This is a genomic window from Aeromonas sp. QDB34, from assembly GCF_027705405.1.
Lineage (GTDB): Bacteria > Pseudomonadota > Gammaproteobacteria > Enterobacterales > Aeromonadaceae > Aeromonas > Aeromonas hydrophila.
The window spans coordinates 1-22,026 of sequence record NZ_JAPDBT010000004.1 but is presented as its reverse complement, the minus strand read 5'-3'; the positions used below and the strand labels follow the sequence as shown (position 1 = coordinate 22,026).

The following is a 22,026-nucleotide window of genomic DNA, read 5'->3' as shown; positions in this document are numbered from 1 at the left end:
AAGACAGATGGAAAAACAACCCAATCAACTGCTCTGGCACGGGATCTTCCTGCTGGTCGTGCTGGCCGCCATCTTTGGCATCTACAAGGCCGTGCAATCGGTGGATTACACCTGGCGCTGGGAGCGGATCCCCCAGTACATCGCCTATCAGGTGGAACAGAAAAACTACGCCGAATTTGACGGTACCGTGGTTGCCGGCACCACAGAGGCCGACAAGGGCAAGCTGTTTTTGCAAAACGACCTCGATCCCAACCAGCGCCAAGCCATCGCCATCAGCGGCGGCCAGGTAGCGGAAGGAGACACAGTCTTTCGCGGCGACACCCTCGACACCCAGCTGAGCTGGACTGCCGGCCCCATCGCCTGGGGCGTCTGGGTCACGGTCAAACTCTCGCTGGTGGCGGGCATCTTCGCCATCCTGCTCGGCACCCTGGCCGGGCTGGCCAGACTCTCCCCCAACCCCGCCCTGCGCAACCTGGCGGTTACCTACGTGGAGCTCATCCGCGGCACCCCGCTGCTGGTGCAGATCTTCATCGTCTACTTCTTCATCGGTACCGTGCTGAACCTCGACCGATTCACCGCCGGGGTGGCGGCACTGGCGGTCTTTACCGGCGCCTACGTGGCGGAAATCGTCCGTGCCGGCATCAGTTCCATCCACAAGGGGCAGATGGAAGCGGGCAGAAGCCTCGGCATGACCTCGGCCCAGACCATGCGCTACGTCATCCTGCCGCAAGCGTTCAAGCGGGTGCTGCCGCCGCTGGCGGGTCAGTTCATCAACCTTATCAAGGACTCCTCGCTGGTCTCTGTCATCTCCATCACCGATCTCACCAAGGCAGGGCGCGAGGTGGTGAGCTCCACCTTCAGCCCGTTCGAGGTGTGGTTCACCGTGGCCCTGCTCTATCTGGTGCTCACCGGTACCCTTTCCTTCCTGGTGCGTCGTCTGGAGGTGAAATATGCGCGCAGCAACTGATCCCATTATCAAGGCCAGCGGTGTAGAAAAGTTCTACGGCACCGAGGTGCACGCCCTCAAGAACGTCAGCACCCAGGTCGCCGAGGGGGAAGTGGTGGTGATCGTCGGCCCCAGCGGCTCCGGCAAGTCCACCTTCCTGCGCACCCTCAACCAGCTGGAGACCATCAACGACGGCAATATCGTGGTGGATGGCATCAGCCTGACCGAACCCGGTGACGTCAACAAATTGCGGGAAGAGGTGGGCATGGTGTTCCAGTCTTTCAACCTCTTCCCCCATCTGAACGTGCTGGACAACATCTGCCTCGCCCCACAAAAGGTGCGCGGGCTGTCGCGTCGCGATGCCGAGGACAGAGCCAAGGCCCTGCTGCTCAAAGTCGGTCTGTCGGCCAAGGCCGAGAGCTACCCCTCCCAGCTCTCCGGCGGCCAGCAGCAGCGGGTGGCCATTGCCCGGGCGCTCGCCATGCAGCCGCGCATCATGCTGTTTGACGAGCCCACCAGCGCGCTCGACCCCGAGATGGTGGGCGAGGTGCTGGACGTGATGAAGGGGCTGGCCCGCGAGGGGATGACCATGGTGGTGGTGACCCACGAGATGGGCTTTGCCCGTGAGGTGGCAGATCGGGTGCTCTTTATGGAGAGCGGCGAGCTGCTGGTAGACGAGAAGCCGACGGACTTTTTCGACAATCCCCCCTCCCCGCGCCTGCGCCAGTTCCTGAGCCAGGTGCTGTAATAGCGCCGGTGGTATAAGCAGAAGAGGGAGCCCATGGCTCCCTCTTTTCGTTGATGCCCTGCCGACCATATCTATTTTGTCGCGTTGCGTTTTGCTTCATCCAGCATGGCTTGCAGTGCCGGCATGTTGCGCTCGGCCAGAGATTGGCCCACCAGCGAGCTCTCCTGAAAGATCGCCGGCATGGTATCCAGGGATTTCTTCCCGACCGGACTTTGATAAAAGGCGATCAGCGCCTTGAGCTCAGCCTCGGTGAAATGCTTGCGGTAGATAGCGGCCACTTCAGTACTCATGGCCCCCCAGGAGAGGTAACGGCTCACCCAGGCTTCCAATACATCGCGGTGCTGGGCCAACTCCTGTGCATGTTCACCGGCACCCCGGATGATCAGCGGGATCATCTGTGCCTGCATCTGGGCCTGCAGCTGCTCCGCCTGCTGCTCGCTGTTGAGCAGGTTGACCAGTTCCTGAGCGGGATCGGCCCACACACTGCCACTCCACACCAGAGCGATGACAACCCCTCTTTTCACCCACTGCATAACAACCTCACTAATCATATAAAAACAACAGGTTACATTGATTTATCAAACAGACCAGTCGCCAGATGGTGGTGATGCGTGCAAGGTCTGTGATGGTCACCCGGATCTGTGCCGGGGACTCCCTGTGGTACTGCCTTGCCCGCCGCCGTGACCGGTGACCCACCAAAAACAGCAGAGGGACCCTCAGTCCCTCTGCTGTGGCCGAAACCCTGTGTTTATCGGCTGAATCTGACTGGCTCCCTTATCAGTTCAGCGCGGGGACTTTCCCAGATAACGCTCCACTATGGTTCGGATCCCGTCCCGCTTCTTGAGATCGTAGAGCCGCTTGTCGAACTGCTCGGCAAAGTCCTCCTTGAAGTCGAACTCCCCCTTGCGGCTGTAGCCGAGAAACCCCTGCTCCTTGCTGAGCACCGGCCCCTGCTTGAGCTGGGACATGTCGGCCACCGCCAGCTGGTTGCCCTTGATCATGTTGAGCAGCTCATAGAGCAGGGAGAGGCGATCGTTGACGGTACAGTCCACCCGGCCGCGTACTATCTTGAGCAGGTTCTCCCGGTTGCTCTTCACCTCCTCCAACCCGATCTTCTGCTGCTGGACCGCCTGCCAGAAGGAGGCGCCACCGATGGTGAAACCGGCATTCATGCCAAAGCGCAGCCCGTAGTAATCGGCCGGGAACTGTGCCTGCGGGGTATTGACCGCCACCCCGGCGCCGCACATCACCACCAGCTCCTCGTCGAGCAGGGGTTGGGAGTAAGGCCACATCCAGGGGCGGCTGTCGGGCTGATAGTAGGGTGGAAAGATGGCGAAGGCACTGCCCTGTTCCACCATGCTGAGACCCCGCCGCCAGGGCATGGCCTTGAGCACCACCTCGTACTCATCCATGGAGGCCGTCACGCTGCGCACTATGTCGGCATAGATCCCCTTCACCTCCTCCCCCTCCTGCCAGGAGTAGGGTGGATAGTTGGCATCGGCCAGGATCTCGACCCGGGTCTTGGCCTGCGCCAGCAGGCAGACTCCCATCAACAAACAACACCACAGCCGCATCATCTGCCACTCCAGAGGTAGAAAACCTCATCAAGCATAGTCACTGCGCCATGGCCTCAGAGGGCGATCACGCCCTTTCATGGCAATGCGTTTGCGGACTCCCACCGCCAGCGTCAGATGGCGACGGCCACCGGGTGAAAATTGTTAATGAAAGATTAAATTCATCCTTTATGCTGGAGAGCAATTGCTCTGACTGGATACCCGACATGGATGTGCAACTGATCCTGCTCTACCTCTCGCCGCTCTTTCTGGCCTTCATCGGCTGGGAGATGCTCTATCTGCGCAAACATGGCGCCGCCTATCCCACCGCCGGCTACCAGTGGAAGGATCTCTTCGCCAACGCCACCCTGGCACTGATGCATCAAGGGGGGGACGCGCTGACGGCCATCGCCATCGCCTACCTCTACGACGCCCTCTGGGGCTGGCGGCTGCTGGATATCGATCTCAACCTCTGGAGCCTGCTGCTGCTCTTTTTGTTGCAGGATCTCTGCTACTGGCTGTTCCACTTCGCCAGCCACCACGTGCGTTGGTTGTGGGCTTCCCACGTGGTGCACCACAGCTCGGAGCGGCTCAACCTCTCCACCGCCTTTCGCCAGAGCCTGATGTACCCGGTCTCCGGCATGTGGCTGTTCTGGATCCCGATGATCCTCATCGGCTTCCCGCCCGAGGCGGTGGTGGCCACCGTGCTGCTCAGCCTGGGTTTTCAGTTCTTCGTCCACACCCAGGTGGTGGGCAAGCTCGGCAGGCTGGAGTGGGTTTTCAACACCCCCTCCCACCACAGGGTGCACCACGCCAGCAACGCCAAATACATAGACCGCAACTTCGCCGGCGTGCTCATTATCTGGGACAGGCTGTTTGGCACCTTCGTGGAAGAAGACCCGGCCGAGCCGTGTCGCTTCGGCATCACCAAGCCCATCCACAGCTTCAACCCGCTCACCCTCACCTTCCACGAGTGGCGCGACATGCTGCAAGAGGCCCGCGGCCTGCCCTGGCGGCAAAAGCTCGCGGTGCTGTTTGGCAAACCCGCCGGCCCCGCCAGCCGCTAACCCCTTGCCGCCGCTAACACAAGTGCATGTCGCAGACAAAAAGAGAGCGCCCCTGGGCGCTCTCTTGCATTGGGTCACAACCCGGTCAGACGTGAGCAAAAGACCAGATGGCGGGGATCAAGCTCAGCAGCGTCACTCCGGCCAGCAGCCGCTCGCGCCCGCTGAGTCGCAGCTCCGCCCCCAGCTGGCGGCGGCTGTAGAGAAACAGCAGCAGACCCGGCCCGTAGAGCAGCAAGGAGAGCAGCAGGTACTCCACGCCGGCGGCGTAGAGCAGCCAGAGGCCGTAACCACTCGACACCAGCGCTACCGCCCGCATCAGGCCATTGCCCTCCCCACGCAAGGAGAGCTTGAGCAGGAACAGACCGATCAACAGGTAGGGCACCAGGATCATCGAGGTAGAAATGAGCAGCAGGTTGGTGTAACCCTTGCCTAGCAGCCACACCAGCAGCAGGCAGCCCTGCACCGTCAGACTGGTGAGCCACAGCGATGCGATCGGGGTGCCGTTGCGGTTCTGGCGCTGGAAGATGGCCGGGAAGGCGCCGTGGCGCGCCGCGCTGAACGGCACCTCGGCCGAGAACAGGGTCCAGCTCACGTAGGAGGCCAGTACCGAGACGATAAGGCCGACACTGATCAGCAGCTTGCCCCAGGAGCCGGTCATCTGGGCCATCAACCCCGCCATGGAGGGGTTGGGCAGGGCCGCGAGCTCGGGGCGACTCAGGATCCCGAGCGCCAGCACCGAGATGAGCACATAGAGCAGCAGCGCCAGCACCACCCCGAGCACGGTGGCCGTGCCCACGTCCCGCTTGTGTCTGGCCCGGGCCGACAGCACCGCCGCCCCCTCGATGCCGGTGAAGACCCAGAGGGTGATGAGCATGGTGTTGCGCACCTGCTCGGAGACCGGTGTCGCCAGGGTACTGCCCTGCTGATCCGCCACAAAGGTGACCGGGTCGAACCAGTAGCAGGCGAACAGGATGAACAGCAGCAGCGGCAGGCTCTTGGCCAGGGTCGCCACCAGGTTGAACAGGGCCGCCTGTTGCACGCCGCGGGCCACCAGCAGGTGCACCGCCCAGAGAATGCAGGACTCGCCGACAAAAGCCGCCAGGGTGTTGCCCTCGCCAAACCAGACCCGCTCCGGGGTGTCGACGAAGCTGCCCAGCGCCGCGAAGGCGATCACCAGATAGCCCACCACGCCGATGGTGGCGCAGAGCCAATAGCCCCAGGCGGAGAAGAAACCCACCAGATCGCCGAAACCGGCGCGGGCATAGCTGTAGATGCCGCCATCAAGATCCGGCCTTAATCGCGACAGATACAGAAAACTCATGGCCAGCGCCAGGATGCCCACCCCGGTCACCCCCCAGCCGATCAGCACGGCGCGCGCGCCCGCCACCTCGGCCATGTTCTGCGGCAGACTGAAGATCCCCGCCCCCACCATGGAGCTGAACACCAGCGCGGTGAGGGACCAGAGCCCGATCTTGCTCTCTTTCATGGGCTCTCCTTAGCGCAGCCGGCTGGCCAGGGCCTGGATATGCTCCGGCCCGATGCCGCAGCAACCGCCGATAAGGTTTGCCCCGGCGGTGCGCCAGCGCTCGGCCCAGCCAAGGTAATCCAGCGGTCCCAGATCGGTGCGGATCTCGTCCAGCCCGTCGTTGGCGGTCGCCTCCTTGGGCTGGGGCGGGAAGGCGTTGGCATAGGCGCCGAGCCGGATGTCGCTGCGACCCTGCTCTTGCAAAGCGGCACCGGCCACCCTGAGCGCCTCTTCGATCACCTCGGGCTGACAGCAGTTGAACAGGATGGCGTCCACCCCGGCCGATGCCAGCGCGGTAACCGCATCGGCCACTCGCTCGCCGGAGCGCAGGGTCGGCTCACTGCCCGGCGCCTCGTCTTCCAGGGTGAAGGAGACCCAGAACGGCTTGCCATCCTCGGGCAGCAGGGCCCGGATGGCCAGCGGCTCGGCAATCAGGCTCATGGTCTCCGCCAGCCAGAGATCCACGTGAGGGGAGAGCGCCCGGATAAGCGGGGTCGCCAGATCGCTCGCCCTGCCTGCGTCGAACAAGTCGGCGCGGTAGGAACCAAACAGCGGCGGCAAGGAGCCGGCCACCTGCACGCGACCAGGCTGCTCGTCGGCCACCTCGCGGGCCAGCTGGCCGGCCAGCGCCGCCAGCCCCTCCCCCTCTGCCACAAAACGCGCGTCACCGATATGAAACGGCACCAGCGCATAGCTGTTGGTGGTGATGACCCGGGCCCCGCTCGCCACATAGGCCTGATGCACCTCGCGCACCGTCTCGGGGGCCTCCATCAGGGCCAGCGCCGACCACTCCGGCTGGCGAAACGGCGCGCCCCGCCGTGCCAGCTCGCGTCCCATGCCACCATCCAGTACCCACAAATCCTTTGTATCCATCTCTGTCTCTCTGCGTGTCCCCGTCGTGACGGGTATTTATTGTGTTGAGCCAAAAAAGCCATCAAAACATCTAGACGGCTAGAATGCCTTTTCATCATGACCCAAAGTAGAACAAGAGGCAATCGGGTGCTACGAACAAATCTGAACAAGCTCAGGGAGATAGCGGCAAAGGAAGGGAGGTATGGCTGTTGAAAGCTCAACACCGGGATGAGAAACGACAAGAGGCCACCCGAAGGTGGCCTCTTGTGGCAACAGATGATCTGGCGGCTCAACGCCCGGCCAGTACCCGCTTGGTCTGTTTGACCCAGTCGGACACCCGACCCTGCTGGGGATATCCCTGCCAGATCTGCTCCCACTGGGCGGGGCTGAGCGGGCGGCCCAACCGGCGCTGCACCCCGGCATAGAGGTAGTCGTGAGCCGTGGTGCGTGCCTGGGCGGAGGTGAGGAACTTGGCCACCGGATCGGTCAGGCGCACGTCCCGCATGCCGAGCAGCGGGTAGTCGCTGTGCACCGCCGCCAGCATGGTCTCGCGCATGGCCGATTCGATGTAGCCACGGGCAAACAGGGCGGTCACCGACTCGAGCGATCCTTGATCCGGGCCGTGATACTCCTCGTCGAACACCGGGCTCGGCTCCGCCACGGCGCTTTGCACCACCGCATCCGGGTCCTGCTGCGGCACGACCACGGCCGCCTTGGGGGCTGCCGGTTTGGCGACTGTGGTGGCCTTGCGCGGCGCGCTCTGGCTGCAGGCACCGAGTGCCAGGGCGAGCGCCACACAGGCCAGCGCACGGGAATGAGACTGCATCTTCATGATTGCTAACTAGCTCCTTTTACGATTCCTGAGCGGGTTTCTCGGCCGGCGTGGGCTCGACCCGGGTGACCAGCAGCTGGTCAATCTTGTAGCTGTCGATGTCCACCACTTCGAACTTGTAACCGGCGTATTTGACCGAGTCGGTTCGCTTGGGGATCTTGCGCAGCATGTACATGATGAAGCCGGCGATGGTTTCATAATTCTGGTTTTCCGGGAACTCCTCGATGTCGAAGGCGCGCATCACGTCGGAGATGGGGGTCACCCCGTCCACCAGCCAGGAGTTCTCGTCCCGCTGCACGATCTGCTCTTCCACCACGTGGGTGGCCCACTCGCCCATGACGGTGCTCATCAGGTCGTTCATGGTGACGATCCCCACCACCAGAGCGTACTCGTTCATCACCACGGCAAAATCGCCACGATGGTTCTTGAAGTACTCCATCGCCTCGTAGAGGTTGAGGGTGTCGGGAATGATGATGACATTCTGCACCAGCGAGCCGCTGTTGAGATCGATGCTCTGGCCGCTGATGACCCGGATCAGCAGCTCCTTGGAGTCGACGAAGCCCTTGATGCTGTCGAGGTTGTGGTCACACACCAGGAACTTGTTGTGGGGGTGCTCCGCAATCTTGGCCTTGATGCTCTCCTCGCCCTCTTGCAGGGTGAAGTAGATGAGGCTCTCGCGCGCGGTCATGGCGGAGGTGACGCCGAGGGACTGCAGCTCGAACACGTTCTCGATGAGCTGGTGCTCCTCGCGCTGGATGACGCCCGCTTCGGCGCCCGCATCCATCACCGCATAGATGTCGTCGGAGGTGATCTCGTCGTTGCGCACCATGGAGATGCGCAGCAGGCGGAACAGGCCGTTGGCCATGCCGTTGAACAGCCACACCAGCGGCATCAGCAGGGTGACGCACAGCAGCATGGGGCGCACCACCACCACGGCGATCCGCTCCGGCATGGTCATGGCGAGGCGCTTGGGCATCAGATCGGCGATCAGGATGAACATGCCGGTGACGAACACGAAGGAGGCAGCCGAGCTGATCTCGCCAAGCCAGGGCCCCTGATAGAACTCGGAGATGAACTCCTTGATGGCCGGGTTCAGGGCAGACTCGCCCAGGATACCGCCCAGGATGGCGACGGTGTTGAGCCCGATCTGCACCACGGTAAAGAAGTTGCCCGGCTGGGCCTGCAGTGCCAGTACCTTTTCGGCATGGCGGTTGCCCTCATCGGCCATCACCTGCAACTTGATCTTGCGGGAGGCGGCGAGGGAGATCTCGGAGAGAGAGAAGAACACGCTGCCGGCGACCAGCAGCATCAGGAAAAATAAACTATCGGCAAAACTCATGATTAACCTATTGCAACAGCCGCCTTAGCACAAGACGGCAAACTGGGTCCGGGGGGCCGGACCGTGAGTCAATCCGGGACTCACACAGGGGGCATATTCTAGCAGAAAAGCGCCAAGCGGGTGGCGATATCTTGCACTGACTGAAAAGGCAACAAAAAAGGCGCTCAAAGCGCCTTTTTATTCATCTCAGACTCACCCTTTCCCCAGCAGGGTGCCCAGATCGTCCGCCTTGGTGTGGCGCACATCCTTGCCCTTGACGTAATAGACGATGTACTCGCAGATGTGCTGGCAGCGATCCCCTACCCGTTCGATGGCCCGCGCCGCCCACAGCACGTTGAGCACCTGAGGTATGGTACGCGGATCTTCCATCATGTAGGTCATCAGCTCGCGAATGATGGACTCGTACTCTCGGTCCACCTTGTCATCTTCCTTGTAGACCGCCAACGCCGCGTCCAGATCCATGCGGGCGAAGGCGTCCAGCACGTCGTGCAGCATCTTGATGGTGCGGCGCCCCATGTTCTCCAGCGACACCAGCGGCGGCTGCGGCTTGTTGGCGTTGTCGGTCAGCATGCGGGCGATCTTGTCCGCCACATCGCCGATGCGCTCGAGATCGGTGATGGTCTTGATGATGGCCATCACCAGCCGCAGGTCGGAGGCGGTGGGCTGGCGCTTGGCGATGATGCGGGTGCACTCCTCGTCGATCGCCACTTCCATGGCGTTGACCTTGTGGTCGTTGGCCACGATCTTGCGCGCCGCGTCCAGATCCTGATCGTGGATCGCCGCGATGGCGTCGGTCAGCTGCTGCTCCACCAGCCCGCCCATCACCAGCACCTGGTTGCGCACGCTCTCGAGCTCGGCATTGAACTGACCGGAGATGTGTTTGTTGAGGTTCATATTGTCCATACAAATAATCCTTGATGCTCCGAGTATGCCTTAGTCGTTGAACTGACCGGTAATCTGTTTGTTGATGCTCATCTTGCTCATCTCCATCGCCAACATCCCTTAGCCGTAACGACCGGTGATGTAGTCTTCGGTCTTCTTCTTGGCCGGGGTGGTGAAGATGGTGTTGGTGTCCGAGTACTCGATGAGCTCGCCCATGTACATGAAAGCGGTCTGATCCGACACCCGCGCCGCCTGCTGCATGTTGTGGGTCACGATCACCACGGTGAACTGGCTCTTGAGCTCGTTGATCAGCTCCTCGATGGTGAGGGTGGAGATGGGGTCGAGCGCCGAGGTCGGTTCATCGAGCAGCAGCACTTCCGGCTCGATGGCGATGGCACGGGCAATCACCAGTCGCTGCTGCTGACCACCGGAGAGGCCGAAGGCGTTGTCGTGCAGCCGATCCTTCACCTCGTCCCACAGGGCCGCACCGCGCAGGGAGCGCTCGGCCGCCTCGTCCAGGGTGCGGCGGTCGTTGATGCCCTGCAGGCGCAGGCCATAGACCACGTTCTCGTAGATGGACTTGGGGAAGGGGTTGGGGCGCTGGAACACCATGCCCACCTGACGACGCAGGGCGGAGACATCGACGCTCTTGTCGTAGATGTTGTGACCGTGCAGCTGGATTTCGCCCTCGATGCGGCAGATCTCCACCAGATCGTTCATCCGGTTGATGCAGCGCAGCAGAGTGGACTTGCCGCAGCCGGAGGGGCCGATAAAGGCGGTGACCTGGCCCTTGGGGATCTTCATGTTGACGTTGAACAGCGCCTGTTTGTTGCCGTAGTACAGGTTGAGATCCTTCACTTCCAGCGCGGTCTGCTCCGGGCTCAGGTTGAGCAGGTCGGTCGCGGTGTGCTGGCTGGATGCGGTCGTTACGTTGATCATCTGTTACCTCAAAATCTGTCGGTGGCGGCGGGCACTCTCATTGCCCGCGGCCGGAACGCTTGGCTGGCAGGGAACCCCGTTCCCTGCCCGTCTCTGTGGTGCTGGTCTATCAATGTTCCAGCGACCGGAATTTTTCACGCAAGTGGTTGCGGATACCGATGGCCGTCAGGTTGAGGCCGACGATCACCGTCACCAGCAGGAAGGAGGTGGCGTACACCAGCGGGCGCGCTGCCTCGACGTTGGGGCTCTGGAAGCCGACGTCATAGATGTGGAAGCCCAGGTGCATGAACTTGCGCTCCACGTGCAGGTACGGGAAGTTGCCGTCCATCGGCAGGGTCGGTGCCAGTTTCACCACCCCCACCAGCATCAGCGGCGCCACTTCACCGGCCGCACGGGCGATGGCCAGAATAAGGCCGGTCATGATGGCCGGGCTCGCCATCGGCAGCACGATACGCCACAGGGTCTCGGCCTGGGTGGCCCCCAGTGCCAGCGAGCCCTGACGGATGGTGCTCGGGATCCGGGCCAGCCCCTCTTCGGTGGAGACGATCACCACCGGCAGGGTCAGGATGGCCAGGGTCAGCGCCGACCAGATGACACCGGGGGAGCCAAAGGTCGGGCTCGGCAGCGCTTCCGGATAGAACAGCTGGTCCAGCGAACCACCGAGGGTGTAGACGAAGAAGCCCAGACCGAACACGCCGTACACGATGGAGGGCACGCCCGCCAGGTTGATCACCGCGATGCGGATGATCTTGGTCAGGCTGTTCTTGCCCGCGTATTCGTGCAGGTAGACCGCCGCCACCACGCCGAGCGGAGTCACGATGATCGCCATCAGGAACACCATGAACACGGTGCCGAAGATGGCCGGGAACACCCCGCCCTCGGTGTTGGCCTCGCGCGGATCGTCGGAGACGAACTTGCCGATCTGGTGGAACCAGTAGCCTACCTTGGCCGGCAGACTCATGTCGTTGGGCCACACCACGTCCAGCACCTTGGACATGGGCATGGACACCAGTTCACCGCGCATGTCCTTGACCGTGATGCTGTCTCTATCCGCCTGGGCACGCAGGGAGAACAGCTCTTTTTCCAGCACCTGATAACGGTCGTTGAGGGCCTGACGCTCGCTCGCCAACTCGGCTTTAAGCTGATCGGTCAGCTTGTCGTCCAGCTCGGCCTTGCGCTCTTTGAGGCGCAGCCGCTCCAGCTGATAGTTGATGCTGCCGATGTCCCCTTTTTGCAGATCGTCGGCCTGCTCGGAGAGACCGTTGGCCCGCGCCAGCACCCGCTGCAGGGCAGGATGCAGGTTCTCGGTCAGCGCCTTGCCATCTTCTTTCACCCCGACGATGTAGCCGTAGAAGTTGCCGTTGGTGGCACGCTCCACCATGGCCAGCTCGGTCGGCAGGCTCTGGGACTTGATGTCGGTCTCCAGCACCCAGCGAAAGTCCAGGTCGACGAACTCGCGGTTGCCGGTCTTGACAAGATAGCGGGTCAGCAGCTCGCGCTCTTCCCCCTCCAGCGGCAGGCCGGCGGCCCGCAGCCGCTCTACCGGCACCAGCTCGCGGTCGTTGATTTCGCCGATCAGCACGCTCTTGTTGCCCTGGGCGTCTTCCAGTTGCCACTCATAGATGGGATGGGGCCAGAAGTAGACCAGCCCACGCCAGCCGATCAGCAGCAGCAGACCCAGTACCGCTACCAGACTCAGACTGACGGCGCCGCCGGTCATCCAGATCCAGGGGGCCCCCGATTTAAACCACTTACCCATTGTCGATTCCTCGGTCCTTTCAGAGCAGCCCATCACAGAGAGCTATATTTTTCACGCAACCGCTGACGGATGAACTCGGCCAGGGTATTGAACAAGAAGGTGAACACGAACAGCACGAAGGCAGCGAGGAACAGCACCCGATAGTGCGAGCTGCCCACTTCCGATTCCGGCATCTCCACCGCGATGTTGGCGGCCAGGGTACGCAGCCCCTGGAACATGGAGAAGTCCATGATGGGCGTGTTGCCGGTGGCCATCAGCACTATCATGGTCTCGCCCACGGCGCGGCCAAGGCCCATCATCACCGCCGAGAAGATGCCCGGGCTCGCGGTGAGGATCACTACCCGGCTCAGGGTCTGCCAGGGGGTAGCCCCCAGCGCCAGCGAGCCCTGGGTGAGGTGCTTGGGCACCGAGAAGACCGCGTCTTCGGCGATGGAGAAGATGGTCGGAATGACCGCGAAGCCCATGGCGATGCCCACCACCAGCGAGTTGCGCTGGTCGAACTTGATGCCCATCTCGTGGGTCAGCCAGATGCGCGAATCGCCGTGCATGAAGGCGTTCTCGATGAGCGGGCTCACCGCGAAGGCGCCCCAGCCAATCAGCAGCAGCACCGGGATCAGCAAGATGGCGTGCCACCCTTCCGGCAGCCAGGATTTGCCGCGCTCCGGCAGGTAGTTCCAGATCAAGGCGGTCAGCAGCATCCCCATCGGCAGCAGGATCAGCAGCAACACCACGCCGGGCAGCGCCCCCTCGATGATGGGTGCCAGCCACAGACCGGCCAGGAAGCCCAGGATAACGGTCGGCAGCGCCGCCATGATCTCGACGGTCGGCTTGACGTATTTGCGCAGCCCCGCCGACATGAAGTAGGCGGTGTAGATGGCACCGGCGACGCCGAGCGGCACCGCAAACACCATGGCATAGAAGGAGGCCTTGAGGGTACCGAACACCAGCGGCACCAGGCTCAGCTTGGCTTCGAAGTCGTTGCTGGCGGAGGTGGACTGCCACACGTACTGGGGCTCGGGATAGCCTTCATACCACACCTGTTGCCAGAGGGCCGACCAGGTCACCTCGGGGTGCTCGTTCTCCACCGCGAACAGCTTGAAGGCATCGCCCTGCTGCATCAGCAGCACGTTGTGACGGGGGGAGATGGCCAGGGCCGACAGGGCGCCGCCCTCCACCTTCTCGCTCAGCAGCTTGGTCTCGCCGGTGGCGTGGAAGAAGCTGACGGTGCCCTCTTTGTCGGCACTGATGAAGCCCTTGCGAAAGTGCTCCGGGGTCAGCTGCGCCACGGCACCATCGCCCTTGAAGTCACGGATCTGGGTGAACTGGCGCTTGCCATCCCGGGCCACTTCGAACCACTGGGAGATGACGCCGTTGTCGTTGCCCACCAGCAGGGAGGAGGCACCGGAGAGCAGCTCGACCCGGGTCACGTTGGCGTTGGGGGCATTGATCTCCATGACATCGCGCAGAGAGATGTCATTGAGGTTGTGAATGTCGTAGACGGAGAGGCGGTTGCCTTCGCGCACGAACAGAATGCGCAGGTTGGGGGTCAGCAACATCTGATCCACATGACGCGGCAGGGACGGGATGCCGTAGTTCTGGGCGCTCCACTCGATGTCACCGGAGAGGAAGTTCTCCTCGCCGCTCATCACCGCCATCACGCCACGACCATCGGCGGTCACGGCGGCGGTGGCCATCTTGTCCTTGGTGGCTTCAAACACCATGAGCGTCAGCGCTTTGCCCTGGGGGTCCACCACCACCGGTTCTTCACCGAAGGGGGACTGCAGGCTGGGCTCGATGACCCGCACGTCGTTGGGATAGGAGACCTTGAAATAGGGCTGCACCACCTGGGCCTTGCCATCGGCGAAACCATAGGCGATGAGCTTCTGGCCTGGCGCGGGCGGGGCGACGGCGGTGATGTCACCCTTCACCTGTGCCTGACCCAGCACCTGGCCCACCTTGACCTTGCCATCCCCCTGGACGGCGAAGAAGTTGACCTGGCCTTTGTCGCTGAAGCGATAGCCAATCTCGTTCTGCTCTTCCACCCCGAGCCAGGCGGTCTTGCCCGCCACGGGCAAGGTAAATGACGCGGTCGGCTCCATCGTGGCGCCATTGAAGATGGGTTTCACCACATAGAGCAGATAAAAGAAAATGAGCAACAGAGCAACCAGCACCAGAGCACCACCCGTGGTGACCCCGTACTTGGCCAACTTATCCTTGATACGGCGCTTTCTGCTGCCCGCCATACCTAAGTTTATCGATTCCGATGACATGCAAAACCTCAATGTGAGCTAGGCTTGGCGGCATTATATGGCGGTTGCATGACAGTTTTGTTACATCAAGGCCCTCTGGGAAGAGGTTATTTTGAAGGGGAATTCAGACCAGGATCCGCTGGCAAACAGCATTGCCAACCATCTGTTTTACAAGAAGATACAGGAAAGTATAAAACGCGAAGGCGGCCTCGCCGACTTCGCCGTTCTCAGTCGGCGGGGCCGCCGCTTTGTTGCAGTGCCAATCTGGCGGCCTTTTTCTCGGCGCGCCGCCGCCGAAAGAAATCCGACAACTGGGCCGAGCACGCATCGGCCAGCACACCGCCGGTCAGTTCAACCCCATGGTTATGGCGCGGGTCCTGCAATATTTCGAACACCGAGCCCGCCGCGCCGGTCTTGAGGTCACGGGCACCGTAGACTACCCGCTTGACCCGGCTGTGGATGAGGGCACCGGCGCACATGCAGCAGGGCTCCAGCGTCACATAGAGGGTGGTATCGAGCAGACGGTAGTTTTGCAGCCGAACGCCGGCGGCCCGGATCGCCATCACTTCGGCATGGGCACAGGCATCGTGCTCGCTGATGGAGCGGTTCCACCCCTCCCCCACGATCTCGTCACCCAGTATCAGCACGGCCCCGACCGGGATCTCGCCGATCCCCTCCGCCCTTTCGGCCAACGCCATGGCATGGCGCATCCAGCGTTCATCCTGCTCGCGCTGGCTCACTGATTCTGTGACGTCTGATGGTTTCACACCCTGGTTCCTCTCTGTGACGGGTTGTCGGCGATGCACTTGCAGCTTGATTGCCTGCCGACCATTGGCCGCAACCGGGTAACACCGCCAAGCAGCATGATGGCGGGATCCCCACAATACGGGGCGGCGATTATGCCAAATCTGCGCCACAGCCCCAAGTCGCATCTTGCCTGCACAATAAAGAAGCAGTCAGCATCTCCCTGATAAAAAAGGAGTTGCACCCATTTGCTCAGATCATTAGACTTCCCTCCGTCAGCTCGAACTGACCTCGTCGGTGTGTAGCGCAGCCAGGTAGCGCATCTGCATGGGGTGTAGAGGGTCGGAGGTTCGAATCCTCTCACACCGACCAATTTCCCCGAAAATAGCCCAGTCTCGCGACTGGGCTATTTTTTTGCCTGTTTTATATTTCCGCCACCACTGTCGTAGCGCGTCAGCCGACCCGCTGAACGCTCTTCCTGGGTGAACCTGTCGCAGAGTCACCACACAGTTGTGGTACAAATTTCATTCAGAACCACTTGAAACCTTTCAAGAGTCCCGCTAGGATACGCAACTTTTCCGCCGGCAGTTCAAACAGGGAGGTGGGAGCGCGGGTGATGGAGTCACCGACCGGCTTGCAATCAATGAGGCAAGCACCCATGACCAAAGCAGTTGACACACAACCCGAGTACGCCCCTCTGCCCCAGCCGGCTACCGAGTCCGCAACCAATCAGTATGCGACCGAACACGGCCCGGTCGTGCGGCTCGATGTCGTCGATCTGGCGGCCCCGGACGACGATTACTGAGCCGACGACGCAGACATGCAGCTCTTGAACTACCGTGAGAAAATGGCAGTGGCACTGGAAATGGCGCCCCGTTTTACCTCCTTTGAGGGCCAGGATGGCCCGCTGACACAAATAACAATAAAATGCTAAATAACTAAACGACAGTAGTCATATCCACTGCAACATCCCCTCCCCGCCCCCAGGCGCCTCATCCACCCAAGTGATACAAACCTACGTTATTGCGCCTCACTTTCTCATCCTCTGCCGACCAGATCCCATTCGACCCCTTTTAGCCTGGGTTGTTTTAAACAAACGTTCTCTCCTTAATGTCAGCAGGAGTTATATGCCTGCTGGGTTTACATCTTTCATTTCATACGTGTGTTTTTTAGAAGCTTGGAGTTAGGTCGGGATTTGTTTTTGCATTTGTAATTTTATTACGTAATAACTTACATGCCGGCATCCCTATCCCCCCTCACCACCCGCCACCGGCAGGGGATGAAAAACAAGAGCATAACCATCTGCATAGAGTTTTTACGCTAATCACATAAGTTCTTTATAAACATCCACTTAACATCATGCCCAAAACGTGCGTTTTAAAAAACCTGTTGACGAATAGAGCAATATTTCGCACCTTATGAATCGTGTTACCCCGTTGTTACGGGAAGTTTGAAAAAACAGGGATCGACTTTAGTCGTAGTTAATTAGTTCAAAATGTAATTCTCAAAGGAGTGAACCCTATGTCGGCACCGGCCCAGACCCACTGCAGCGCTCGTCTGCGCATCCAGGGCGAGACGCATCCCGATTACGCGCAAATTCTGACGCCGGATGCGGTGGCCCTGGTATCCGAACTGGTGGAACGCTTTGCTCCCCAACGGGACGAATTATTGAAACAACGTGTGGCGCGCCAGGCCCGCATCGACGGCGGCGAGCTGCCCGATTTTCTGCCTGAAACCGCCCACATCCGCGCCGGAGACTGGACGGTGCGCGGCATTCCCGCCGACCTGCAAGATCGCCGCGTGGAGATCACCGGCCCGGTCGAGCGCAAGATGGTGATCAACGCCCTCAACGCCAACGTCAAGGTGTTCATGGCGGACTTCGAGGATTCGCTGGCACCGGCCTGGAACAAGGTGATCGAGGGTCAGATCAACCTGCGCGATGCGGTCAACGGCACCGTCTCCTACACCAGCCCGGAAGGGAAGGCTTATACCCTGAACGCCGATCCGGCCGTGCTTATCTGCCGGGTGCGCGGTCTGCATCTGCCGGAAAAACATGTCACCTTCGATGGCGCCCCCATTCCCGGCGGCCTGTTCGACTTCGCTCTCTACTTCCTGCACAACTATCAGGCACTGCTGGCCAAGGGCTCTGGCCCCTACTTCTACGTACCCAAGCTGCAGAGCCATCTGGAAGGGCGCTGGTGGAGTGAAGTGTTCGCCTGGACCGAGGACAAATTCGGCCTGCCCCGCGGCACCATCAAGGCCACCGTGCTCATCGAAACCCTGCCAGCGGTGTTCGAGATGGACGAGCTGCTCTATCAGATGAAGGATCACATCGTCGCCCTCAACTGCGGCCGCTGGGATTACATCTTCAGCTACATCAAAACTTTGAAGAACCACCCCGATCGCGTCCTGCCGGACCGCCAGGTCGTGACCATGGACAAACCGTTCCTGTCCGCCTATTCGCGGCTGCTGATCAAGACCTGCCACAAGCGCGGCGCGCTGGCGATGGGTGGCATGGCGGCCTTTATCCCGGCGAAAGATCCTGCCGTGAATGAACAGGTATTTGCCAAGGTGAAGGCGGATAAAGAGCGTGAAGCCAACAACGGCCACGACGGTACCTGGGTGGCCCACCCCGGCCTTGCCGATACCGCCATGGCGGTGTTCAACGCCGCCATCCCGGCTGGCGCCAGCAACCAGATAGGCGTGCTGCGCGAGCAGGATGCCCCCATCACGGCCGCCGAGCTGCTCGCCCCCTGCGAGGGTGAGCGCACCGAGGCGGGCATGCGCACCAACATCCGGGTGGCGCTGCAATACCTGGAAGCCTGGATCAACGGCAACGGCTGTGTCCCCATCTACGGTCTGATGGAAGACGCCGCCACCGCCGAGATCTCCCGCACCTCCATCTGGCAGTGGATCCGCCACGGCAAGAGCCTGTCGAACGGCAAGGTGGTGACCAAGGATCTGTTCCGCCAGATGCTGGCCGAGGAGCAGGAGGTGGTCAAAGCCGAAGTGGGGGCCGAGCGTTGGCAGGCAGGCCGCTTCGCCGAGGCGAGCGAGCTGATGGAACAGATCACCTGCGCCGATACGCTGATCGATTTTCTGACGCTGCCCGGTTACGAGCGGCTCTGAACTACGGGCCTCCCCAGCGGGGCTCGCCAATAACAAGTCAATGGAAACGTGAAATCAATGAAAGAGGGAACTGATATGGCACTGACCCGTGAGCAACAGATCCAGGCTATCGAGAAAGACTGGGCGGAAAACCCCCGCTGGAAAGGGATCAAGCGCGGCTACAGCGCCGAAGACGTGGTAAACCTGCGTGGCAGCCTGCAACCGGTGCACACCCTGGCCCAGCGCGGTGCCGACAAACTGTGGGAACTGATCCACGGCGGCGCCAAGAAAGGCTATGTAAACTGCCTCGGCGCGCTGACCGGCGGTCAGGCGGTGCAACAGGCCAAGGCGGGCATCGAGGCAATTTACCTCTCCGGCTGGCAGGTGGCGGCGGACAACAACCTCTCCTCCACCATGTACCCGGATCAGTCCCTCTACCCGGCCAACTCGGTGCCGTCGGTGGTGGAGCGCATCAACAACTCCTTCGCCCGTGCCGACCAGATCCAGTGGGCCAACAAGGTGGGCCCGCAGGACAAGGGCTTCATCGACTACTTCCTGCCCATCGTAGCGGATGCCGAAGCCGGTTTCGGCGGCGTGCTGAACGCCTTCGAGCTGATGAAGGGGATGATTGAAGCGGGCGCCGCCGGCGTGCACTTCGAAGATCAGCTGGCATCAGTGAAAAAATGCGGCCATATGGGTGGCAAGGTACTGGTACCGAGCCAGGAAGCGGTGCAGAAATTGATCGCGGCCCGTCTGGCAGCCGACGTCTGCGGCACCACCACCCTGGTGATCGCCCGTACCGACGCCAACGCCGCCGACCTGCTGACCACGGACGCCGATCCGTACGATGCCGGCTTCCTGACCGGTGAGCGCACCTCAGAAGGCTTCTACAAGGTGCAGGCCGGTATCGAGCAAGCCATCTCCCGTGGTCTAGCCTATGCCCCTTACGCCGACATGGTGTGGTGCGAAACCGCCAAGCCGGATCTGGACGAGGCACGCAAGTTTGCCGAAGCCATCAAGGCCCAGTACCCGGACAAGATCCTGGCCTACAACTGCTCGCCGAGCTTCAACTGGAAGAAGAACCTGGACGATGCCACCATCGCCCGCTTCCAGCAGGAGCTGTCCGACATGGGCTACAAGTACCAGTTCATCACCCTGGCGGGCATCCACAACATGTGGTTCCACATGTACGAGCTGGCCTACCAGTACGCCCGTGGCGAAGGGATGAAGCACTATGTCGAGATGGTGCAGCAGCCCGAGTTCGCCGCTGCCGAGCGGGGCTACACCTTCGTGGCACACCAGCAGGAAGTGGGTACCGGTTACTTCGACAAGGTGACCACCGTCATTCAGGGCGGCCAATCCTCGGTGACCGCGCTGACCGGCTCCACCGAAGAAGATCAGTTCCACTGATAGGTAGCACTCTTTGAGAGAGTCCTTGAGATAGCAAAACCCCGGCCAGTGGCCGGGGTTTCTTTTTATTCATTGCCTCGGCGTCGCTCGCGCTCAAGTACACCCGAAGGGCTCAGAGCTCGAGGATCTCTTTGACAAAGGGGATGGTCAGCTTGCGCTTGGCACGGAAGGAGGCGTTGTCGAGCTGATTGAGAGTGGTGAGCAGGGTACGCATGTCGCGCGAGAGACGGTTGAGCAGGAAGCGGCCCACATCGATGGGCAGTTTGAAGCCCCGCAGCTCGGCACGCAGCTGCAGGGCACTGAGCTTGCCTTCGTCGTCCAGCTCGTCGAGGTGGAAGCTCACTCCCCAGTCCAGCCGCGAGGCGAGATCCGGCAGTTGCAGCCCCAGTTTGCGCGGCGCGCTGCAACCGGTCACCACCAGGGTACCCTCGCCCTTCTCCTGCCAGCGGTTGTAAAAATCGAACAGGGCCCGCTCCCACAGCGCATTGCCGGCGATCGCCTCCAGGCTGTCGAGGCAGACCAGCGGCAGGCTTTCGAGGGCGTCGAGCATGCTGGGATCCAGCTGTTCGAACTGATCGAGGGAGAGATAAGCGGCTGCGGCGTCGCGGGCATTGACCTCGGCGCAGGTAGCGTGCAGCAGATGGGAGCGGCCCGATCCCTTGGCCCCCCAGAAATAGAGGAAAGGTGAGCCCTGACCAATGGCCGCATTTTTGAGAGCGGTGATCAGATGAGCATTGTTGCCGGGATAAAAACTGACGAAGGTCTCATCATCCGGTAGTTGTACGGCTAAAGACAGTTGGGCCGGTTGCTTCACTCGTTGGGCTTTGACTGTGATATTTGCGGGCAAGTGTATCATCGCGAAGGCGGATAGAGAACCGCCCGGACGATGCCGGGCGGTGTGGATCCTCAGAAAGGATCCAGGCTGCGACCATTGCTAACGAAAGCGGCTACTCCTTGGCCGGCGCGAAAAACCGCACCTTGAGCTCACGCTGGTTGTGCGCGACCAGCCGGTCAGGATCCTCGCCAGGATCAGGGCTGCGACCATTGATAGCTCAGCCCCTCTGGGGTATCCGCCAGCTGGCGCAACCGGCTCTCCAGCTGCAGCCCGCGGATGAGCTCGGCCTTGTCCCCTTGCAGGCTCAGGTTGAAGGTCACCTTGTCCCCCTCCAGTTTGCCAATCTCCACCTTGGTGACGCTGGCCATCCCCTGCAACATCTTCTGTACCGTGATCATGCCGTCGATGCCGGACAGCCCCTCCACCACCAGTGTCTGGCTGGAGGCGACACCGGAGATACGCACCCCGTAGTTCTGCACCAGCCAGCCTGCCAGGGCATCGGCGAACGTCTGCGCCACCTCGGCCTGGGTACCGGCGCCCTCGCCCTTGGTCAGTTCGCTCAGCTCACCACCCGCTTTGGGGCCGTAGAGTCCCCAGTCGATGCTCCACTTGCCCTCCTCCTTGCCATCGGGCGTCAGCTTGCCCAGCACCACCATCTCGGCACCATAGCGCTGGCTCGCCTTGAGAATCGGGTCGGCGAAACGGCCCCAGACGTCGGTGGCGTTGACCGCCATGTTGTCATCGAGATCCATCAAGGGAATGCTGACCGGCAGGCCCATGGCCTGGGCCTGGGTACGCAGGGCGGCAGCCCAGCCATCGCTGGACTGATCCGGCAGAATGCGCCGCTCCCCTTCATTGATCACCAGCCAGATGGCCACTTGTGGCCGAGCCGGGCCCAGCAGGGCGAACTTGCTCTCGGCCACCAGGGCATTGACCTTGGCCACATCGAAATCGGCCTTGAGAAACTTCACCGGCCCCACGTCCTGATAACCGTAGTGCTGCACGAACTCGCCGGGGGCCGCCAGCGCCTTGACCACCGCCGGCTGGGTCAGAATGTCGCGCTTGCCGGTCACCTTGATCAGCACCTCGCCCAGGGCCTGGGACTGAGCCGCCGCCATGTCGCCGCTGGTGGGCGCCTTGCCCTGATAGAGATCGGTCACCCCCCCGGTGTCAGAATAGTTGTCGCCTGACCTGAACCATTTAAAAGTGAAGACCGGGGGCGGATAAAGAGTGTCGAA

General features: G+C 61.5%; 19 protein-coding genes and 1 tRNA gene. 7 read left to right on the top strand and 13 right to left on the bottom strand.

Features of this window, described 5'->3' with window-relative positions; genetic code table 11:
• Positions 1–7 precede the first annotated feature (7 nt).
• On the top strand, positions 8–967 hold the full coding sequence (locus tag OKC29_RS07780) for an amino acid ABC transporter permease (RefSeq protein WP_241872105.1): 960 nt from the start codon (positions 8–10) through the stop codon (positions 965–967).
• A complete protein-coding gene (locus tag OKC29_RS07775) occupies positions 951–1,694 on the top strand; it encodes an amino acid ABC transporter ATP-binding protein (protein WP_011706607.1) in 744 nt (247 codons plus the stop codon). The genes OKC29_RS07780 and OKC29_RS07775 overlap by 17 nt, the downstream gene beginning before the upstream one ends.
• Positions 1,695–1,765: 71 nt before the next feature.
• Here the strand turns inward: OKC29_RS07775 and OKC29_RS07770 are convergent, their stop codons facing one another.
• Together OKC29_RS07770 and OKC29_RS07765 are read right to left on the bottom strand one after the other, a co-directional pair.
• A complete protein-coding gene (locus OKC29_RS07770; protein WP_024944850.1) occupies positions 1,766–2,227 on the bottom strand; it encodes a DUF2059 domain-containing protein in 462 nt (153 codons plus the stop codon).
• Positions 2,228–2,476: 249 nt separating this feature from the next.
• Positions 2,477–3,244 carry a substrate-binding periplasmic protein gene (locus tag OKC29_RS07765; protein WP_241872442.1) on the bottom strand — a complete coding sequence of 256 codons (768 nt, stop codon included), beginning with the start codon at positions 3,242–3,244 and terminating at the stop codon, positions 2,477–2,479.
• A 230-nt stretch (positions 3,245–3,474) separates the two neighbouring features.
• Here OKC29_RS07765 and OKC29_RS07760 point away from each other — a divergent pair, with 230 nt between their 5' ends.
• Positions 3,475–4,314 (top strand): sterol desaturase family protein, encoded by an 840-nt coding sequence (locus OKC29_RS07760; protein WP_045527431.1) that lies wholly within the window; start codon positions 3,475–3,477, stop codon positions 4,312–4,314.
• A gap of 85 nt (positions 4,315–4,399) precedes the next feature.
• Here OKC29_RS07760 and OKC29_RS07755 read toward each other — a convergent pair whose 3' ends face one another.
• The 9 genes from OKC29_RS07755 to tadA form a co-directional block, all read right to left on the bottom strand.
• The gene (locus tag OKC29_RS07755; RefSeq protein WP_270669175.1) at positions 4,400–5,800 is read right to left on the bottom strand and encodes a basic amino acid/polyamine antiporter; all 1,401 of its coding nucleotides are present in this window, start codon (positions 5,798–5,800) and stop codon (positions 4,400–4,402) included.
• 9 nt (positions 5,801–5,809) lie between these two features.
• Positions 5,810–6,712, bottom strand: coding sequence for a homocysteine S-methyltransferase family protein (locus OKC29_RS07750; protein WP_102988378.1), 903 nt, complete (start codon positions 6,710–6,712; stop codon positions 5,810–5,812).
• Positions 6,713–6,980: 268 nt separating this feature from the next.
• Positions 6,981–7,523, bottom strand: a complete 543-nt coding sequence (locus tag OKC29_RS07745) for a hypothetical protein (RefSeq protein WP_024944846.1) — start codon at positions 7,521–7,523, stop codon at positions 6,981–6,983.
• 19 nt (positions 7,524–7,542) lie between these two features.
• Complete coding sequence (locus tag OKC29_RS07740) at positions 7,543–8,862, bottom strand: hemolysin family protein (protein WP_011706614.1); 1,320 nt, start codon at positions 8,860–8,862, stop codon at positions 7,543–7,545.
• Positions 8,863–9,054: 192 nt separating this feature from the next.
• Complete coding sequence (gene phoU, locus OKC29_RS07735) at positions 9,055–9,765, bottom strand: phosphate signaling complex protein PhoU (protein WP_005334097.1); 711 nt, start codon at positions 9,763–9,765, stop codon at positions 9,055–9,057.
• A gap of 99 nt (positions 9,766–9,864) precedes the next feature.
• Complete coding sequence (gene pstB / locus OKC29_RS07730) at positions 9,865–10,683, bottom strand: phosphate ABC transporter ATP-binding protein PstB (protein ID WP_011706615.1); 819 nt, start codon at positions 10,681–10,683, stop codon at positions 9,865–9,867.
• Between the two features lie 109 nt (positions 10,684–10,792).
• A complete protein-coding gene (gene pstA / locus OKC29_RS07725; protein ID WP_270669174.1) occupies positions 10,793–12,442 on the bottom strand; it encodes a phosphate ABC transporter permease PstA in 1,650 nt (549 codons plus the stop codon).
• Positions 12,443–12,474: 32 nt separating this feature from the next.
• Positions 12,475–14,712, bottom strand: coding sequence for an ABC transporter permease subunit (locus tag OKC29_RS07720; protein WP_270669173.1), 2,238 nt, complete (start codon positions 14,710–14,712; stop codon positions 12,475–12,477).
• A gap of 206 nt (positions 14,713–14,918) precedes the next feature.
• Positions 14,919–15,458, bottom strand: a complete 540-nt coding sequence (gene tadA / locus OKC29_RS07715) for a tRNA adenosine(34) deaminase TadA (protein WP_085735736.1) — start codon at positions 15,456–15,458, stop codon at positions 14,919–14,921.
• A 272-nt stretch (positions 15,459–15,730) separates the two neighbouring features.
• Between tadA and OKC29_RS07710 the strand changes: the two genes are divergently transcribed.
• The 4 genes from OKC29_RS07710 to aceA all read left to right on the top strand — a co-directional run bounded on the left by OKC29_RS07710 (position 15,731) and on the right by aceA (position 19,953).
• Positions 15,731–15,807 (top strand) — tRNA-Pro (locus OKC29_RS07710).
• Positions 15,808–16,093: 286 nt separating this feature from the next.
• Positions 16,094–16,240, top strand: a complete 147-nt coding sequence (locus tag OKC29_RS07705) for a hypothetical protein (protein ID WP_017409853.1) — start codon at positions 16,094–16,096, stop codon at positions 16,238–16,240.
• Positions 16,241–16,956: 716 nt separating this feature from the next.
• A complete protein-coding gene (aceB, locus tag OKC29_RS07700) occupies positions 16,957–18,564 on the top strand; it encodes a malate synthase A (RefSeq protein WP_011706619.1) in 1,608 nt (535 codons plus the stop codon).
• A gap of 75 nt (positions 18,565–18,639) precedes the next feature.
• On the top strand, positions 18,640–19,953 hold the full coding sequence (gene aceA, locus OKC29_RS07695; RefSeq protein WP_011706620.1) for an isocitrate lyase: 1,314 nt from the start codon (positions 18,640–18,642) through the stop codon (positions 19,951–19,953).
• A 112-nt stretch (positions 19,954–20,065) separates the two neighbouring features.
• Here aceA and hda read toward each other — a convergent pair whose 3' ends face one another.
• Together hda and OKC29_RS07685 are read right to left on the bottom strand one after the other, a co-directional pair.
• Positions 20,066–20,767 (bottom strand): DnaA inactivator Hda, encoded by a 702-nt coding sequence (hda, locus tag OKC29_RS07690; RefSeq protein WP_016351307.1) that lies wholly within the window; start codon positions 20,765–20,767, stop codon positions 20,066–20,068.
• A 215-nt stretch (positions 20,768–20,982) separates the two neighbouring features.
• Entirely contained in the window at positions 20,983–21,948 is a 966-nt protein-coding gene (locus OKC29_RS07685; protein WP_270669261.1) for a DUF2066 domain-containing protein, read from the bottom strand.
• Between the last annotated feature and the right edge of the window lie 78 nt (positions 21,949–22,026).

Excerpts from the sequence above, each read along its gene's own strand:
- OKC29_RS07780 (WP_241872105.1), top strand. The coding sequence starts at position 8 with ATGGAAAAACAACCCAATCAACTGCTCTGGCACGGGATCTTCCTGCTG.
- OKC29_RS07775 (WP_011706607.1), top strand. The coding sequence starts at position 951 with ATGCGCGCAGCAACTGATCCCATTATCAAGGCCAGCGGTGTAGAAAAG.
- OKC29_RS07770 (WP_024944850.1), bottom strand. The coding sequence starts at position 2,227 with ATGCAGTGGGTGAAAAGAGGGGTTGTCATCGCTCTGGTGTGGAGTGGC.
- OKC29_RS07765 (WP_241872442.1), bottom strand. The coding sequence starts at position 3,244 with ATGGGAGTCTGCCTGCTGGCGCAGGCCAAGACCCGGGTCGAGATCCTG.
- OKC29_RS07760 (WP_045527431.1), top strand. The coding sequence starts at position 3,475 with ATGGATGTGCAACTGATCCTGCTCTACCTCTCGCCGCTCTTTCTGGCC.
- OKC29_RS07755 (WP_270669175.1), bottom strand. The coding sequence starts at position 5,800 with ATGAAAGAGAGCAAGATCGGGCTCTGGTCCCTCACCGCGCTGGTGTTC.
- OKC29_RS07750 (WP_102988378.1), bottom strand. The coding sequence starts at position 6,712 with ATGGATACAAAGGATTTGTGGGTACTGGATGGTGGCATGGGACGCGAG.
- OKC29_RS07745 (WP_024944846.1), bottom strand. The coding sequence starts at position 7,523 with ATGAAGATGCAGTCTCATTCCCGTGCGCTGGCCTGTGTGGCGCTCGCC.
- OKC29_RS07740 (WP_011706614.1), bottom strand. The coding sequence starts at position 8,862 with ATGAGTTTTGCCGATAGTTTATTTTTCCTGATGCTGCTGGTCGCCGGC.
- phoU (WP_005334097.1), bottom strand. The coding sequence starts at position 9,765 with ATGGACAATATGAACCTCAACAAACACATCTCCGGTCAGTTCAATGCC.
- pstB (WP_011706615.1), bottom strand. The coding sequence starts at position 10,683 with ATGATCAACGTAACGACCGCATCCAGCCAGCACACCGCGACCGACCTG.
- pstA (WP_270669174.1), bottom strand. The coding sequence starts at position 12,442 with ATGGGTAAGTGGTTTAAATCGGGGGCCCCCTGGATCTGGATGACCGGC.
- OKC29_RS07720 (WP_270669173.1), bottom strand. The coding sequence starts at position 14,712 with ATGTCATCGGAATCGATAAACTTAGGTATGGCGGGCAGCAGAAAGCGC.
- OKC29_RS07705 (WP_017409853.1), top strand. The coding sequence starts at position 16,094 with ATGACCAAAGCAGTTGACACACAACCCGAGTACGCCCCTCTGCCCCAG.
- aceB (WP_011706619.1), top strand. The coding sequence starts at position 16,957 with ATGTCGGCACCGGCCCAGACCCACTGCAGCGCTCGTCTGCGCATCCAG.
- aceA (WP_011706620.1), top strand. The coding sequence starts at position 18,640 with ATGGCACTGACCCGTGAGCAACAGATCCAGGCTATCGAGAAAGACTGG.